We start from the raw sequence: 15,505 nt of genomic DNA on the forward strand, positions 1-15,505 counted from the left end.
GATCTCTCAGGGCGTTGGCACCGGCTGCGCCGGGACCGGCGCAGTTTCCGTGCCGACCAGCGCGATCTTCAGATAACCCACCTCGCGCAGCATGTTCATGACGATCATGATTTCGCCGTAAGGCACTTCCTCATCGGCACGAAGGAAGATGCGGGTCTCCTTGTCCCCCTTGGTCAGCGTCTCCAGCGCCGGGCCGAACGTATCGCGCGGCACCTTGTTGTTGCCAAGGCTCAAGCCTAGTTGCTCGTCGATGGTGAGGAAGACCGGCTTGTCCGGCCGCGGTGCGGGCGTCGCGGTCGAGGCCGGCAGATCGACCGGAACATCAACCGTCGACAAGGGCGCCGCCACCATGAAGATGATCAGCAGCACCAGGATGACGTCGATAAACGGCGTCACATTGATGTCGTGATTGACATCGAGCTCGTCATCGCCGCCGTGATTGAGCCGAACCGCCATCGCTGTCGTCCCCGCTATTCCGCCGCGTCGCGATAGGTGCCGGGCCGTTGGCGGCGGTCGAGATCGCGGCTGATAAGGCGCAGGAGTTCCGCCGAGATATCAGCGAGCAGCGCCTTGTAGCCGGAAATGCCGCGCGCGAATTTGTTATAGATGACGACGGCCGGAATGGCGGCAACAAGTCCGATGGCGGTGGCGAGCAGCGCCTCGGCAATGCCCGGCGCCACGACGGCAAGGTTCGTGGTCTGCGTCTTCGAGATGCCGATGAAGGCATTCATGATGCCCCAGACCGTGCCGAACAGGCCGACAAAGGGTGCCGTCGAGCCGATCGTCGCCAGAATGCCGGTGCCACGCGTGGCGTGCCGGGCAGCGGCGGCTTCGATCCGCTCCAGGCGCGAGGCCACGCGTTCCTTGATGCCGTCGGCGGGCAGGCCATTCGACAAATCCACCTCATGCGCCGCAGCGGCGATGAGATCCCGCACCGGACCCGCCTTCTGCGGCGCGTTGGCCAGCGCGTCATGGAGATTGGGTGCCGCCGCCAGCAACGCGCGTACGCGGCGCGCCTCGCGCTTGGCGGCCATCAGTTCAAGACTGGTGACCAGCCACACCGTCCAGGTCACGACGGAGGCGATGGCAAGGCCGATCATCACGGATTTCACGATCCAGTCGGCCTGCATGAACATGCCCCAGGGGGACAGATCGTGCGGCAGGATGGCCGGTGCCGCGGCATCGATCGGCAGCCCATCGGGGCCAAGGACGATCGGCGCAGTGGGATCCGTGACCGCGGATGCCGCCGCCGCCGGGTCGACCACGCCTGAGGTCGCCGTCACCGCGCCGGACGCGACCGGTTCAGCAGGGGCCAGCGCTGCGGGTGACGCGGCCGCTGGTGGATTGGCCGGGCTCTCCTGAGCCAGGGCAGAAACCGGCGCGATCAAGAGACTGAGCAGAAGGGCCCGGCTCAGCCACCCACCGACAAATCCCGAAATCGATCCGCCTTTGTCAAAACGGCGCATTTTTTGCTCTTTTCTGAATAGGTTAGGAGTCAAGCCACCCGGGCGACCGTGCTTTGCTGTTTTGGTTATGATAGGAATGCAAATGAATTGCAATAGCATTTGACGCCGTTCATTCGGCCATTTGACGCGCGAGGGCGGCGTTCTGGCGCCGGCGCCGCTTCATCCACCACATGGTGAGACCGGTGATCGAGAACAGCAGCGGCAACAGGCCGGACAGGAAGACCAGGAACTGCCAGATCGGGCCCCAGCCGAAGCCATAATGCAGCGGCCGCTGGTAAAGGGCGAAAGTGTCGCCCGCACTCATCTCGCGCGGATCACGTACCTCGATGACTTGGGCCTTCCAGGGGTCGACGAAGACGGTCGTGTTGAAGAAGGTCGAGCTCTCGCCCGGCAATGCATAGCTCAGGCGATAGGGCTGGTCTGGGCGCTGCGGCATGAAGGCACCCTGCAGCTTCTGCTCGTGCGCCACTGCCGCATCGCCAAGACCCACGGCCGTCGCAATGTCGATCGGCGTCACCCCTTCTTGCGGCTGCACCGTCACGGCATTGGGGCGCAGATCCCGCACCGGCGTCACGAGGCCGACCACCGCATTGATCGGCTGCGGATAGACGATATAGAGCCCCGTGAAGCTGACAATGACGAAGACCGCAAGGCCCCAGAAGCCGAACGTGTTGTGAAGATCGCGGTTGAGCCGCAGGGTCGTGGCATTGCGCTTGATGGTGAGCTGCTGGCGCCATTGCCCAGGCCGCGGCCACCAGATGATGAGGCCGCTCACGCCTAAGAACAGCATCACGACACCCAGCCAGCCGACGATGTCGCGGCCGGCGCCGGGAATCATCAACGATCCGTGCAGCTGATGCATCACGCCGAAAAATCCGCCCTGACGGTTCATGCCCTTCTGCACGTCGAGGACGGCAAGTGAGACGGGATCGATGCGGACCTGGCCGCCGCCCATCATGCCGCCCGGTCCACCTTGCGGCGCGCCGCCACCTTGTGCCGGTGCTTGCGCCTGTCCGGTTGCTTGGCCCTGCCCCGAGGACTGCCCCTGGCCCGAGGCCTGCCCCTGCGCCCGCGCGAAGCGCACCAGGGCAGGTTCTCCCGGGACCGCCGGCAACGTAATGGCGGCAGGCTTCACGCCCTCCCCCATGGCTGATTGCGCCGCGGCAACAATCGCCCCCACCGGCCGCGGCGTGCCGCTGACCAGCGTATAGCGCGTCTCATCGCTGCCGAACCAGGACGGAAAGTCATCATGATAAACGAGGATCGATCCAGTCAGACCCAGGATGACGAGGGGCACGAACAGGATGAGAGCCAGCCAAAGATGAATTTCCTGCAGCAGCTGGCGGAAGGTCATGCGCTTCATGGAGATAGCCTCGTCGTTCAGAGCTCCGCCCAGCGGCGGAGAAGGTTGTGATAGATGCCGGTCAAAGGCACGATCGCGGCATGGCCGGCGTGATCGGCATTCAAGGCCTGGATCGAACGGTCAAAATCGAACAGCAATGTGCGCTGCCCGTCATCGCGGACCATGCTTTGCAGCCAGAAGAAGGAGGCAATGCGCGCGCCGCGGGTGACCGGCGTCACCGCATGAAGGCTGGTCGAGGGGTAAAGCACCATGTCACCGGCCGGCAGCTTCACGCTGTGCGAACCATAGGTGTCGTCGACGGTGAGCTCGCCGCCGTCATATTCGTCAGGGGCGCTCAAGAACAAGGTGCAGGAGAGATCCGTGCGGATGCGTGCCTCGGCATCCAGCCCCTGGCGGATAGCGTTGTCGACATGGGCACCGAACCCATCGCCGACCTCATAGCGATTAAAGAGCGGCGGGAAGACGCGCGAGGGCAAGGCCGCCGACACAAAGATCGCATTGCTTTCGAGTGCGGTGAGGATCAGATCGCCAAGCTCGACCGCGACCGCGCTGTCTTCCGGAAGCTGCGTGTTCTTCTTCACCTTGGCGGATCCAAGCCCCGCGGTGACCCGGCCATCGATCCAATCGGCCGATGCCAGCCTCTCGCGGCAATGGCTGACCTGTTCCTTGGTCAGCACCTGCGGAATCCGTAGCAGCATCTTCTTTGTCCCTATGTTGTGGCGAAGCCCCGGCCGCGATTTTCACGGCCGGGGCGTTGCTATCCTGCAAAGATTTTTGGACGTTCAGAACTTCAAGCTGGTCGTGAAGAGCGCTGCGCGTCCTGGACCTGGTGTCACGAAACCGCCGCCCACCTGATCCACGTAGAATTCATTGGTCACGTTGTAGAGATTGAACTGGAACTCGATGTTCTCAGTGAGGCGGTACTGCCCCATCAGATCGAAGACCCAATAGCTGTCGATATTCTTCTCGTCGGCGAGGCCGAACAGATACTTCCGCGTGCCCATATAGGTGGCACCGGCACCGACGGTCACATCGCGGTTCCACCAGGGCAGGTCATAGCTGGTAAAGAGCGACAGCGCGTGTTCCGGCATGTTGCGGAAGACGGCGGCGTCATTGGTGCTGGCTTCCTTCAGGATCTTGCCCTTCATGTAGGTGTAGCCGGCAGCGACATTCCAGCCTTCGGCAATCTCGCCATTGACGCCAAGCTCGATGCCGCGCACCCGCTGCTTGCCCGTAACGACATAGTCGGGATCGGCCGCGTTATTGTTCTGGTCGACCAACTGGCCGTCCTTCTCGGTCTGGAAAATTGCCGCCGTCACGGAAAGCTTGTCATCGAGCAGATCCCACTTCGTGCCGACTTCCATGGTTGTCGATTCCAGTGCCTTCGCCTGCTCCGACGGGATCGTGGTGGAGACGGCCAAATCGGCGTCCTGCGGCGTGAACGAACTGCCATAGCCGAAATAAATGCTGCCGTTTTCGACCGGCTTGAAGACGAGACCCGCCTGCCAGCTTAGATATTCATCCTTGTTGCGGGGGTCGCTGCCGACTTGGCGTACCGTCTGCGCGTTAAGCCATTCGTAGCGCAGGCCGCCATTGACCTCGAACATGTCGTCGAGGAAGCTGATCGTGTCGTAGCCATAAACCGCCTTGGTGTCGCCCGTGTAAAACGTCCGCGTCGTCGGCGACATAGCGTAATCTTCGATTAAGTCATTATCAGGATCGAAGATATCGACATTGGGGACGGCATCCACCCAGGTGCCGTTTTCGGTCAGGAACCGCAAACGATAGCTTTGGATCTCGCGCCTCTCGCGGCTGATGTCGAAACCCAGCAGCATTTCGTGATCGAACGGGCCGGTCGAAAAATCGAGATCGGCGGTGGTCTGGTTGTTATAATACTCGTCGTAATAGGTACGCGCGCTGTGGTTCACATTGACGAGCGGGTAGTATTGCGTGGCGTTCTGCTCGGCACGGACATGGCCGGCGATGCTGAAGACATCGCTCCATTGCGCGCGCGTCTGGTTGGTCAGCTTCAGCCAGTCATTCGCTTCGTATTCCAGCTTCAGGCCGACACTGTCGACATTGCTGTTTTCCTGCGCGACATTCTTCTGGTGATAGAAATTGGTGCGATCGATGTGATCCAGCACCTCGTTGTGGAACGTCGGCAGGCCGTAATCGGGGATATTGTCTGACTCAGCATGCAGATAAGTGAGCGTCGCCGTGAACGGCTCGCCAAGGCCAACCGCGAGTGAGGGCGCAATGCCCCAGCGATTGCTGGTCGTTACGTCACGTTCGGCGACATCGGAATCGTGCCACATGCCGTTGAGGCGGAAGGCAGCACCCTCGACGCCGACATAGTCCTCCGGCAGCGTCTGGTTGACGTCGACAGTGACACGCTTGGTGTTGTCGGTGCCCAACGTGCCGTCGGCGTTGTAGAAATTCTCGGCCTTCGGCGTCTTGGTGACCGAATTGATCGAGCCCGACGCCGATCCGCGGCCGCCCACCGCCGTGCTCGGACCCTTGTTGACCTCGATCTGCTCGTAATTGAACGTGTCCTTGAAGCTGCCGACCGTGGCATCGCGCACGCCGTCGACATAGTTGTCGCTGCGGTTGCCATCGAAGCCGCGAATGCGGAAATTGGTGCCGCGGGTGCCACCCTCGCCCTGGTTCATGGTGACGCCGGGGACCGTGCGCAGCGCCTGCTTCATGTCGGTGATGCCGCGGTCTTCCATCTGCTTTTCGGTGACGACGACGACGGTCTTGGGCGTGTCGAGCAATGGCTGGGTATTCTTGGTCGTCCCAGCGCGCTCCGGCTTGTAGCCGTCGCTGAGGGGTTCGGCCTCCGCCGTGTCCTCGACGCTGAGCGGTGCCAAATCCTCGCCTGCCCCTTCCTGACCGGCGGCGGCAACCTTCTGCAGCGTCACGGCATTCTCAGCCGTCGGGCGATAGGCAATACCGGTGTTGACCAGCAGGGCCTTGAGCGCATCGTCCGCCGACATCGTGCCGACGACCGGTGCCGATGAAATCCCTTCCAGCAGCGCCGAATCAACGATGACGGCAATGCCGGTCTTTTCCGAAAAGGCGATGAGCGCCTGGCCCAGCGGCTGCGCCGGAATGTTGAACGCGGTCGTGGCGCCGGCCTGCGCCACCTGGGTCACGAAGGTGTCCATGCGCAGATCGTCGCCGGCCGAAATCTGATTGAGACGGCGCTGCCAATTGGTGCCGGACGCGGTGTCATCCGCCTGCGCCTCGGCGACGCCCCCCGCCAGCACGGTCCCGCCCAGGATCAGCGCCACATTGAAGTTGAACTTGCCCCCGCGGCCGCGCGCTGTGCCGCGCCCCGCTGCCCCACCGTCTCGCATTGTCTGTCCGCCCCATCATGTGCCGGTGTTACCGGCAGAAACTCACAAATGCAAGTCATTCGCATTTGCATCCCGTTCCATAGGACGACGGCGATGGATGGAACCATTACAGGGGGCGTGAATTTTTCGCCGGCCCGCCGAAGCGGCGCCGCTCAGGCTGCAAAGAGGATTTGCAGGGACGTACCAAAATTGAGCGATTTCAATGAGAAAGCGGCCATAAGGGCGGTGAGCGCCGCATTCGCCTCCGTAATGTCGAAATGGCCCGTCACCGGCCTCTCAGCCAGCCGCGGATCACCGACCCACACGCGCCCGGGGCGATATCGGTTGATGTCGTCGAGCGCGTCCACCAGCAGGGTGCGATCAAAGACCAACCGGCCATCCCGCCAAGGCGCCACGCGTGATGCCGGTATCTGGCGCACCGGGTCGATCACCTCAGTGCTGAAGGGCAGTTCGCTGAGCGCGCCCAGCGCGATATCTCCACCCTTCTGCCGCTGAACGGTGACGCGACCTGAGCGTACCGAAAGCAAGGCCCTCCGGCGTTCGATCTTGAGGTTGAACGCGGCATTTTCAGCCTGGACCGTGCCAAAAGGTACGATGAGCTTCACGCCCCGGCCAACTGGCCTCGCGATGTCGGCAAAAAGCTGACCATGGCGCAAGCGCATGGTGGGATTGGGCTCGCCAGCGACCAGGGCGACGGTCGACAGACTATCGAGATCGACGGCAGCACCTGGCGCCAGAGCCAGAGATTTAGGCGTCCGGAAAGCCGCCGTGATGTCGCTGGAGGGTGTCACGGTCCATGCGCCCAGTGCCGCAACACCAGCAGCGATCGCAGCACCGCCCAGCCACTGCCGGCGCGAGAATGCGACACCATTCGCCGCGATGAAGGGTGGATCGAACGCGGCTCGCGGCAGGGCATCAAGCCCCGACCACAACTGCGCCATGTCCTCAAACGCTTGGGCATGGGCTGGCGATTGCTGCAGCCAGGCGGCAAAGGCACGGCGATCTGCATCCGGCACACCAGCATCGCGCAGGCGGACGAACCAGGCGGCGGCTTCGTCCGTCACCGTTCTCCCGCGATCTGCCCTGCCGTTCAGGTCGGCGCGTGCCATGTCAGCTCCCAATGGTATGCCCTACCCTCAATAGACGAATGAGGCAGCAAACCTATTACCTCTGCCGCGGATATTTTTTGTGTCCGATTGTCGCCGGCAGGGCGGTTCAATCGTTTTCGGCGCGATGCGTGGCAAGGGCGCGGCGGCAATGCGCCAGCGAACGCACCATATGCACGATCACCGTGTTCTTCGCGATGCCAAGCCGCGCCGCGATCTCCGCGTAGCTCAGATCCTCGAACTTGTGCATCAGGAAGATCTCGCGACCTCTTGGCGGCAGGCCAGCCACCGCTGCCGCCAGGACGCGCAATTCCTCCCGCGAGAGGCTCGTTCGTTCGGCCGAAGGCCCTGGGTCGGGAAAGGCCACCATCGCCGCAAGTTCGACTGGGTCCGTCCGCTGACGCTGCGCCTGGCGGCGATGATCGATCGCCAGATTGGCGGCGATGCTGAACAGATAGGCGCGCGCATCGCGGGCCGTATCGGCCGGCGTCCCCGGCCCCTGATCGCTGCGCAGCAGGCGGAAAAACGCCTCCTGCGCCAGATCGGCCGCCACCTCCGGACTCGCCACCCGGCGCCGCAGGAACTGCGTCAAGTCCCTGGCGCAATTGCGAAAGAGCGCGTCGAGATCGATCATGGGCGGTGAGATGTCCGGGAAAAAGCACTGAACCGGCCCGGAAGCTAACGCGAATGCAAGTTAGTCGCAATTTGTTTTCTTTCCCATCACACTGGGATGGTTATGAGGCTACCGCTTGCGGCTGCTGCCAGCCGCCGCCCAACGCCTTATAGAGGGTGACGATTGCCTGCAGCTGCTGCAGGCGCAGCTGTCCCAGCGCGTCCTCGGCATCAAACAGCGTGCGCTGGGCGTCGAGCAGGGTGATGAGGTCGTCGCTGCCGCCCTTGTAGCGGGCACTGACGATGCGGAAGGCCTTGTCGGCCTGCTCCACCTGGATCTTCTGCAGCGCGTATTGCTTATCGAGCGCGCGGATCGCGACCAAGGCGTTCTCCACTTCCGAGAAGGCGGTGATGATGACGCTGCGATAGCTCAGCACCAGTTCCTTGCGCTGCGCCTCGGCGACATCGGCATCAGCCGCGAGCTTGCCGCCGTCGAAGATCGTCTGCATGACGCTGCCGGCCACGCTATAGGCAGCCCCCGCCGGCCCGAAGAGGGTGGAGAGCACCGCCGTCTCAAGGCTGAGCGCGCCGGAGAGATTGACCGTCGGCAGCATGGCTGCCCGTGCTGCCACGACATTGGCATCGGCACCGGCGAGATCCGCCTCCGCCTTGGCGATGTCCGGGCGGCGGGTCAGCAGTTCGGAGGGCAGGCCGGTCGCCACAGGGGGCACGGCGAGCGTATCCAGCGAACGCGCCTTGATGGCGAGATCCTCTGGATTGCGCCCCAATAGAATGGCCAGCGCATAGATGTTCTCGCGCTCCTGCTGCTCCAGCGGTGCCAGCGCCGCCTCCTGTGCCGCAACGACGCCGGTCTGCTGTGCGAGATCCGCCGGCGACACCGCCCCAAGCGTTGCCTTGGCACGCACCACATTCAGCACGTCGCGCGCGTTGGCGAGGTTGTTGTCGGCAATGGCAATGCGGTCGCGCAAGGAGAGGATTTGCAGATAGGTGGTGGCAACCGACGTGGTGGCGGTGAGGGCCACGGTCTGCTGGTCGAACACGCTGGCGCGCAGAGCCTCAAGCGCTGCATTGCGCGCCGAGCGGTTGCGACCCCAGAAATCGACTTCATAGGAGGCCGAGAGCGACAGGCCGAAGGAATTGCGGTCCATCGAAGAACTGGACCCGTTGCTGCTGCCGCTGCCGGACCCGCCCGATAGATCGCTGCTTGAGCGGCTGTCCTTGGCGGCAGCATCCTCGTCGAGCGGCCCGTTACGCGAAGCATCGAAGCCGAGGCTGAGCTGCGGCCAAAGGCTGGAACTGGTCGAGCGCATCTGCGCCTCGGCCTGCTCGACGCGCGCGGCCGCCATGCCGATATCGAGGTTGTCGGCTTTGGCAGCGACGATCAGCCCATCAAGCTCAGCACTGCCGAAGCCGTGCCACCAATCGGCGGCCGGCCAGACATTGGCATGGGCGTTGGCGGGAATGGGCTCGGCCCATGCCGCGGGCGTCTCGATATCCGGCTGCGTCGGGTCGGCGAGCAGGTCGCAGCCCGAGAGCAATGCCAGCAGGAAGAGGAGAATCGGGGCATCACGCATGTTGCTACTCATTCACACCAAGTTCATTCGCTGGCGAGCGCGGTCACTGGGTTCATGCGCGCGGCCTTCACGGCCGGCGCCAGGCCGAAGATGAGTCCCACCGCCGCCGCACAGGTAAAAGCCAAGATGATGGTGGGGACTGAGAACTGGATCGAGGTACCAAAGGCGCCGATGATGAGGGCCGAGGCGATGCCGATCGCCACACCGATGAGGCCACCCAGCGCCGAGACGATCACCGCTTCGACCAGGAATTGCTGCAGGATGTTGCGCGTCCGGGCACCCGCCGCCATGCGGATGCCGATCTCGCGCGTCCGTTCCGTCACCGAGACAAGCATGATGTTCATGACACCGATACCGCCGACCAGCAGCGAGATGGCGGCGATCGATCCGAGCAGCACGGTCATGGTGCCGGCCGTTTGCGAGGCCGCCTCGATGATCGCCGCCATGTTGCGGATCTGGAAATCCTCCAAGCGGTGCCGGTCGATGAGCAGCGCCGTGATCTTGGCCTGCACATCGTTCATTAAGGTCTCGTCCGTGACGGAAACGGTGATGGAGCGCAGATTGTTGGTACCGAACAGGCGCAGATTGGCCGTGCTCAGCGGCACGAACACGTTGTCATCCATATCCTGGCCGAAGGAGGCAGCCCCCTTGGGCGCCATGACTCCGATCACCTCAAAGGGAATGCTGCCGATGAGAACGACCTTGCCGACGGGATCGACGCCGACCGGGAAGAGATTCTGCACGACCGTCTGCCCCAGGACGACGACCGCCGCCAAGGCCTGCGTATCGGCATCGGAGAAGAAGGCACCCTTGGCGACGCCCCAGTCGCGCAACACCGGCAGACCATCCGTCGTGCCGGTGATCTGGGTCGAGTAATCGCTGTTGCCATAGCGCAAGGTGAAGCTGGCGCTCTTTTCCGGGACGGCGGCGCGGACATGGGCCAGGGTCTCGATGGCAATCGCATCCTCGGCCACCAGCGAGGTGACACCGGTGGCCGATGGGCCGCGTTGATTGGGCATGCCGGGGCGGATGACCAACTGGTTGCTGCCCATCGCGTTGATACGCGCCATGACATCCTTGGTCGCCCCCTCGCCCACCGCCAGCATGGCGACGACCGAGCCGACGCCGATGACGATGCCGAGCAAGGTGAGGATGGTGCGGAAGAGATTGCGGCGCAAGGCACGGAGCGCCATCTTGGCCGATTCATAGGCATCGCCGACGACGCCGATGCGCCCCCCGTCCGGCAAGGCAAAGTCTTCCGCCGGCAGACTTGCAGCACCGCGCAGGCGCGTACCGCTATCGGATGAGATGAGGCCGTCGGCGATCTCGATCAGCCGGTCGGCATGGGCCGCAACGTTGGAATCGTGTGTAACCAGTATGATGGTGTGGCCGGCATCGGCCAGCTGACGCAGCAGCGCCATGACCTCGGCACCGCTGCGGCTGTCGAGGGCGCCCGTCGGCTCGTCAGCGAGGATGATGCGCCCGCCATTCATCAGCGCACGCGCGATAGAGACGCGCTGCTGCTGCCCGCCCGAGAGCTGGCTGGGGCGATGATCCAGCCGGTCCTCGAGCCCGAGACCGGCGAGCAGCATATGGGCACGGTCGTGCCGGTCCTTGAGGCTCATGCCGGCATAGATGCCGGGGATCTCGACATTCTCCAGCGCCGTCGCCGTGGCGATGAGGTTGTAGCTTTGGAACACGAAGCCGAAGGCGTCGCGACGCAATTCGGCGAGCTGGTCGCGGTCCAGCTCCGCCGTGTCCTGCCCGCCGAAGAAATAGTGACCGGAGGTCGAGGTATCGAGGCAGCCGAGGATGTTCATCAGCGTCGATTTGCCGGAACCCGAGGCACCCATGATGGCGACGAATTCGCCCTGGTGAATGGCGAGCGAAACGCCATGCAGCACCTCGACCGCGTAGCCGCCGCCGGTGATGTAGGTCTTGCGCACTTCCTGGAGGTCGATGAGCGGCTGGCGCGCGTTGGATATTTCGGCCACGCCATCGCGGGAGAGGACGTGGTTCATGGGAAGCCCCGGAAGCCACCCCGATTATTGCCGCCCGCCAGCGCATTGGCGCTGCGTTCGCCGACCACAACCTGGTCGCCGGCCTGCAGGCCCTCCGTCACCTCAGCGACGTTGCGGTTCTTGACGCCGATGACGATGTTGCGTGGCGTGAAGCTGCCATCGGCTTGCGCCAGCAGCACCTGATAGCTGCCCGTAGGCGCGGACTTGTCTGTGGCAGGGCGCAAGGCAGCACTCGGCACCGTCACCACATTCTTGGCTTCAGCCACCATGAAGGTAACCTGGGCACTCATCTGCGTCATCAGCTTGCCGTCGGGATTGGCAACGTCGAACAGCGCGTCATAGAGGATGACGCCATTCACTTCTTCCGGGGTGGGGAGGATCTGTCGCAATTCGCCGCTCCAGCGCCGCTCCGACTGGCCGAGCGTCGTGAAGGTCGCGGTCATGCCAAGCGCCAGGCGCGAAATATCGGCCTCGGACACCTGCGCCTCGACCGTCATGGTGTTGAGATCGGCGATGCGCATCAGGATCGGTGCCGATTGATTGGCATTGAGCGTCTGGCCGAGGCGCGCGTCCAGCGTCACCACGGTTCCCGACATCGGCGCATAGATGCGGGTATAGCCAAGATTGGCTTCGTCGCCCTCGAGCTCCGATTGCGTCTGTTGGATCTGCGCCTTGATCGAGGCGATCTGTGCCTTGGCCGAGCGCAGATTGGCGGCTGCGGTATCGAGCGCGTCCTGGCTGGTGGCGTCCTGCGCCATCAGGCCGGCTTCGCGCTTGTATTGTTCGTTGGTGAGCTGCAGCTGCGCCGTCTTTTCTTCGAGCTGGGCGCGCAAATTGAGCAATTGCGCCTGATTGGCGGCGACCTGCGATTTCAAGACCGAGGCGTCGAGTTCGGCCAGCAACGCGCCCTTCTCCACCCGGTCACCGACGGCGACATTGAGGGCAATGATCTGGCCGGAGACCTGGGCGCCGACATCGACATAGTCGCGCGGCTGGATCTCACCCACCGCCGAAACCGTGTCCTCGATATTGCCGATTTCGACATCGGCCAGCACATATTGGCTGGCGGTGCTGGCCTCGCTCCGGGTCAACTGCCAAGCGGCGCCGCCGCCGCCAACGGCAAGAAGCAGGACGCCCAGAAACCACGGCCAGCGGGCAGGCCGACGCCGCTTGGCCGCAGGCTTGCGCTTATGCCCGAGGGCTGGCGTCGGATCGGCCCGCAGCGGCGTCGCGGCGGCCTGGCGATGGGTACGGGAATCTGGGGCGATGGTCATGGTCTTCCAGCGTCATGGATCGTGATTGAGCCTCAGCCCAACTCATTGATCGCAGGACAGAATTACTGGAAGACCGCGCGGGATCCTCGACTGGCTAGCTGTCGCCACTTGCGAGCAATGCCTCTATAGCACGCTCGGCAGTCGGAAATCCTGCGCGAATATTCTTAAAGACCCGCTGGCAAGGCAGCGGCGATGGCCTGTGCCCAATCGGCTTCCGCCATGCGCTGCGCCACCAGGGCGATGTCCGGCGACAGGAAGCGATCCTGGTTATAGGGAGCGATCTCGCGGCGCAGGGCCGCATAGGCAGCTTCGGTTCCGCGCCCGCGCTTGAGGCCCGGATAGAACTCCATCGCCTGGGCCGCCAGCAGAAATTCGATGGCGAGGATATGCCGCGTGTTGTCGACGATCTGCAGGCATTTGAGCGCCGAGGGCGTACCGAGGCTCAAATGGTCCTCCTGCTGCGCGGAGGTGATGTAGTTGTCGCTCACCATCGGCTGGGCCAGCAGCTTGTTCTCGGCCGCCAGCGACGCTGCCGCATATTGCGCGATCATCATGCCGGAATTGACGCCTCCTTCGGCCACGAGGAAGGCCGGCAAGGTGCTGACCGCCGGGTTGATGAGGCGGTCGAGGCGCCGCTCGGCGACCGATCCCAGTTCGGCAACGGCCAGCCCCAACAAATCCATCGCCATGCCCAAACTCTGTCCATGCGGGTGGGCGTTGGAAATGACCCGGTACTTCTCCGGCGTGCCGATGACCAGCGGGTTGTCGGTGGCCGAACCAAGTTCCGTTTCGATCTGCCGGCGCACATGGTCGATCTGGTCACGCGTCGCCCCGTGGATCTGCGGGATGGAGCGAATGGAGAGTGCATCCTGCGTGCGGAAGCCTTGATGCTTGGCGACCATCTCGCTGTCCGCCAACAGGGCGCGCAATCGCTTGCCGACATGAATGAGGCCGGGATGCGGCTTCAAGGCCAGCATCGTCTCGTCATAGGCGGCGATCTGGCCCTTGAGTGCCTCGAAACTGAGCGCGCCGGTGACATCCGCCCAATCGGCGATCGGCTCTGCCTCGGCCAAGGCGAGGCACGCCAAGCCGGTGAGGCAACGCGTGCCGTTGACGAGACACAGGCCATCCTTGGCGCCGAGCGTGATGGGCGCCAGGCTGGCGGCCGCCAGCGCTTGCGCAGCCGGCATGCGCCGCCCGCCTACCATCACGTCACCCATGCCGATGAGCGCGAGGCCGATATGGGCACCATGGACGATGTAGCCGACCGATCCTTGCGACGGGACGACCGGCGTGATCTTGTGATTGAGCAGGCTGACCAGCTGCGTCACCACGGCGGGGCTGACGCCCGACTTGCCGTGACACAGATCGTTGACCAGCGAGGTCATGATGGCGCGCGTGGCGACGTCGGAGAGCGGCGCGCCGATGCCGCAGGCATGGCTCATCAGCGTGTTGCGCGAGAGCTCGGTCTGTTGCGCGCCGGTGAGGATGATCTCGCTCAAGGCACCCAGACCCGTGCTGATGCCATAGGCGCGCTCGCCACTGGCGATGATCTTCTCGACGATGGCGCGGCCGTTTTGCAACTGGGTCATGGCCGCCGGTCCGATGACCAATTCCGCTTGCGCCTTCGCCACGGCCACCAATTGCCGATAGCTGAGTGCCGCCGCGTCGCGCTCGATTTTGCCCATCGTCCTCATCCACATCCATCTTACCTATACCTGTATATACAGGTATGTGCCGCCGGACAAGAAGTCGGCCGATGAGCTTTCGGCAACGGGCGATGCCCCTGGCTACTTGGGGCGGGCGAAAGTGAGGAACGCCGCGGCGAGCGGCGATTGTCGCCCCTGCCCCAGATCGGCAATCACGACTCGCTGCGGGGCCAGTTTTTCGGTGATCGGCCGGCAGGCGATGGGGACACCATCATAGGAGCGGTCGCCCCAGGGCCGGGTACAGGAGAGGGCGATGCCCGCCCCATGCGCCACCAGCCCACGCTGCATCTCGAAGGTCTGGGTGTATTGGCTGACCGTGGGGTGCAGGCCATGGGCCCAGAACAGCGACATGAAATACTCGCGCGACTGCGCCATGTCCTCGAGGATCAGCGGCTCCTTGGCCAGCGCCTTCAGTGACACCTGGCGCTTCTTGGCCAGCACATGGCCTGCAGGTAGCAGAGCGTAAGGCGGCAGTTCGAGGAGCACCTGACGGCGGATATCGGCATCGATGCCCAGTTCGTAAGTGAGGGCCAATTCGCTGCGGCCGGAGAGCAGCGCTTCGCGCACGCCGGTAAAATCGCCCTCATAGAGGTCGACCACCGCCTCGGGATGCGCCTGGCGAAAACCGGCGAGCAACCGCGGCAATGTATAGGGGGCAAGGTCCTTGAAGCAGGCGATGGCAAGGCGCCCCTTGATCGGCCCGGCGGGATGGGTCGCGGCATGGGCCATCTGGCCCGCCAGCGCCAGGAGACCCCGCGCCTGATCGAGGAACTGGCGGCCGGCCGGGGTGAGCGTCAAGCCGTGCCCGGCGCGGCGATGGAACAGCTTTTCACCCAGCAGCCCTTCCAGCTGCGCGATGGCCATCGACATCGCCGGCTGCGCCACATGGCGTGCCCGCGCCGCGGCACTGACATTGCCGTGTTCGGCGATGGCGACGAAGTAATCCACCTGGCGGAAAGTGAATGGTATCATATTTTTCTTATACCTATCTATCAGCATC

The 15,505-nt window shown here is 63.8% G+C and carries 12 protein-coding genes; all 12 read right to left on the reverse strand.

The features are described 5' to 3' along the window. Nucleotides 1-6: 6 nt before the first annotated feature. The gene (gene exbD, locus SMD31_RS16520; RefSeq protein ID WP_320502021.1) at nt 7-456 is read right to left on the reverse strand and encodes a TonB system transport protein ExbD; all 450 of its coding nucleotides are present in this window, start codon (nt 454-456) and stop codon (nt 7-9) included. 14 nt (nt 457-470) lie between these two features. Next, the gene (exbB, locus tag SMD31_RS16525) at nt 471-1,466 is read right to left on the reverse strand and encodes a tonB-system energizer ExbB (protein ID WP_320502022.1); all 996 of its coding nucleotides are present in this window, start codon (nt 1,464-1,466) and stop codon (nt 471-473) included. 109 nt (nt 1,467-1,575) lie between these two features. Next, complete coding sequence (locus SMD31_RS16530) at nt 1,576-2,829, reverse strand: PepSY-associated TM helix domain-containing protein (RefSeq protein WP_320502023.1); 1,254 nt, start codon at nt 2,827-2,829, stop codon at nt 1,576-1,578. A 17-nt stretch (nt 2,830-2,846) separates the two neighbouring features. Further along, entirely contained in the window at nt 2,847-3,527 is a 681-nt protein-coding gene (locus SMD31_RS16535; RefSeq protein ID WP_320502024.1) for a Fe2+-dependent dioxygenase, read from the reverse strand. A gap of 84 nt (nt 3,528-3,611) precedes the next feature. After that, a complete protein-coding gene (locus SMD31_RS16540; protein WP_320502025.1) occupies nt 3,612-6,188 on the reverse strand; it encodes a TonB-dependent siderophore receptor in 2,577 nt (858 codons plus the stop codon). Nucleotides 6,189-6,340: 152 nt separating this feature from the next. Continuing rightward, entirely contained in the window at nt 6,341-7,297 is a 957-nt protein-coding gene (locus SMD31_RS16545) for a FecR family protein (protein ID WP_320502026.1), read from the reverse strand. Nucleotides 7,298-7,403: 106 nt separating this feature from the next. After that, a complete protein-coding gene (locus tag SMD31_RS16550) occupies nt 7,404-7,928 on the reverse strand; it encodes an RNA polymerase sigma factor (protein ID WP_320502027.1) in 525 nt (174 codons plus the stop codon). A gap of 100 nt (nt 7,929-8,028) precedes the next feature. Next, nucleotides 8,029-9,501 carry an efflux transporter outer membrane subunit gene (locus tag SMD31_RS16555; protein ID WP_320502028.1) on the reverse strand — a complete coding sequence of 491 codons (1,473 nt, stop codon included), beginning with the start codon at nt 9,499-9,501 and terminating at the stop codon, nt 8,029-8,031. A gap of 23 nt (nt 9,502-9,524) precedes the next feature. After that, entirely contained in the window at nt 9,525-11,486 is a 1,962-nt protein-coding gene (locus tag SMD31_RS16560; protein ID WP_407652151.1) for a MacB family efflux pump subunit, read from the reverse strand. A 32-nt stretch (nt 11,487-11,518) separates the two neighbouring features. After that, nucleotides 11,519-12,796: an efflux RND transporter periplasmic adaptor subunit gene (locus tag SMD31_RS16565; RefSeq protein WP_320502030.1), complete on the reverse strand. Its 1,278-nt coding sequence runs from the start codon at nt 12,794-12,796 to the stop codon at nt 11,519-11,521. 164 nt (nt 12,797-12,960) lie between these two features. Then, the gene (locus tag SMD31_RS16570; RefSeq protein WP_320502031.1) at nt 12,961-14,484 is read right to left on the reverse strand and encodes an HAL/PAL/TAL family ammonia-lyase; all 1,524 of its coding nucleotides are present in this window, start codon (nt 14,482-14,484) and stop codon (nt 12,961-12,963) included. A 102-nt stretch (nt 14,485-14,586) separates the two neighbouring features. Continuing rightward, a complete protein-coding gene (locus SMD31_RS16575) occupies nt 14,587-15,477 on the reverse strand; it encodes a LysR family transcriptional regulator (protein WP_320502032.1) in 891 nt (296 codons plus the stop codon). Nucleotides 15,478-15,505: the final 28 nt, after the last annotated feature.

This window comes from Dongia rigui (assembly GCF_034044635.1).
Lineage (GTDB): Bacteria > Pseudomonadota > Alphaproteobacteria > Dongiales > Dongiaceae > Dongia > Dongia rigui.

Coding starts and splice junctions, on each gene's coding strand:
- exbD (WP_320502021.1), bottom strand. CDS start 456: ATGGCGGTTCGGCTCAATCACGGCGGCGATGACGAGCTCGATGTCAAT.
- exbB (WP_320502022.1), bottom strand. CDS start 1,466: ATGCGCCGTTTTGACAAAGGCGGATCGATTTCGGGATTTGTCGGTGGG.
- SMD31_RS16530 (WP_320502023.1), bottom strand. CDS start 2,829: ATGAAGCGCATGACCTTCCGCCAGCTGCTGCAGGAAATTCATCTTTGG.
- SMD31_RS16535 (WP_320502024.1), bottom strand. CDS start 3,527: ATGCTGCTACGGATTCCGCAGGTGCTGACCAAGGAACAGGTCAGCCAT.
- SMD31_RS16540 (WP_320502025.1), bottom strand. CDS start 6,188: ATGCGAGACGGTGGGGCAGCGGGGCGCGGCACAGCGCGCGGCCGCGGG.
- SMD31_RS16545 (WP_320502026.1), bottom strand. CDS start 7,297: ATGGCACGCGCCGACCTGAACGGCAGGGCAGATCGCGGGAGAACGGTG.
- SMD31_RS16550 (WP_320502027.1), bottom strand. CDS start 7,928: ATGATCGATCTCGACGCGCTCTTTCGCAATTGCGCCAGGGACTTGACG.
- SMD31_RS16555 (WP_320502028.1), bottom strand. CDS start 9,501: ATGCGTGATGCCCCGATTCTCCTCTTCCTGCTGGCATTGCTCTCGGGC.
- SMD31_RS16565 (WP_320502030.1), bottom strand. CDS start 12,796: ATGACCATCGCCCCAGATTCCCGTACCCATCGCCAGGCCGCCGCGACG.
- SMD31_RS16570 (WP_320502031.1), bottom strand. CDS start 14,484: ATGGGCAAAATCGAGCGCGACGCGGCGGCACTCAGCTATCGGCAATTG.
- SMD31_RS16575 (WP_320502032.1), bottom strand. CDS start 15,477: ATGATACCATTCACTTTCCGCCAGGTGGATTACTTCGTCGCCATCGCC.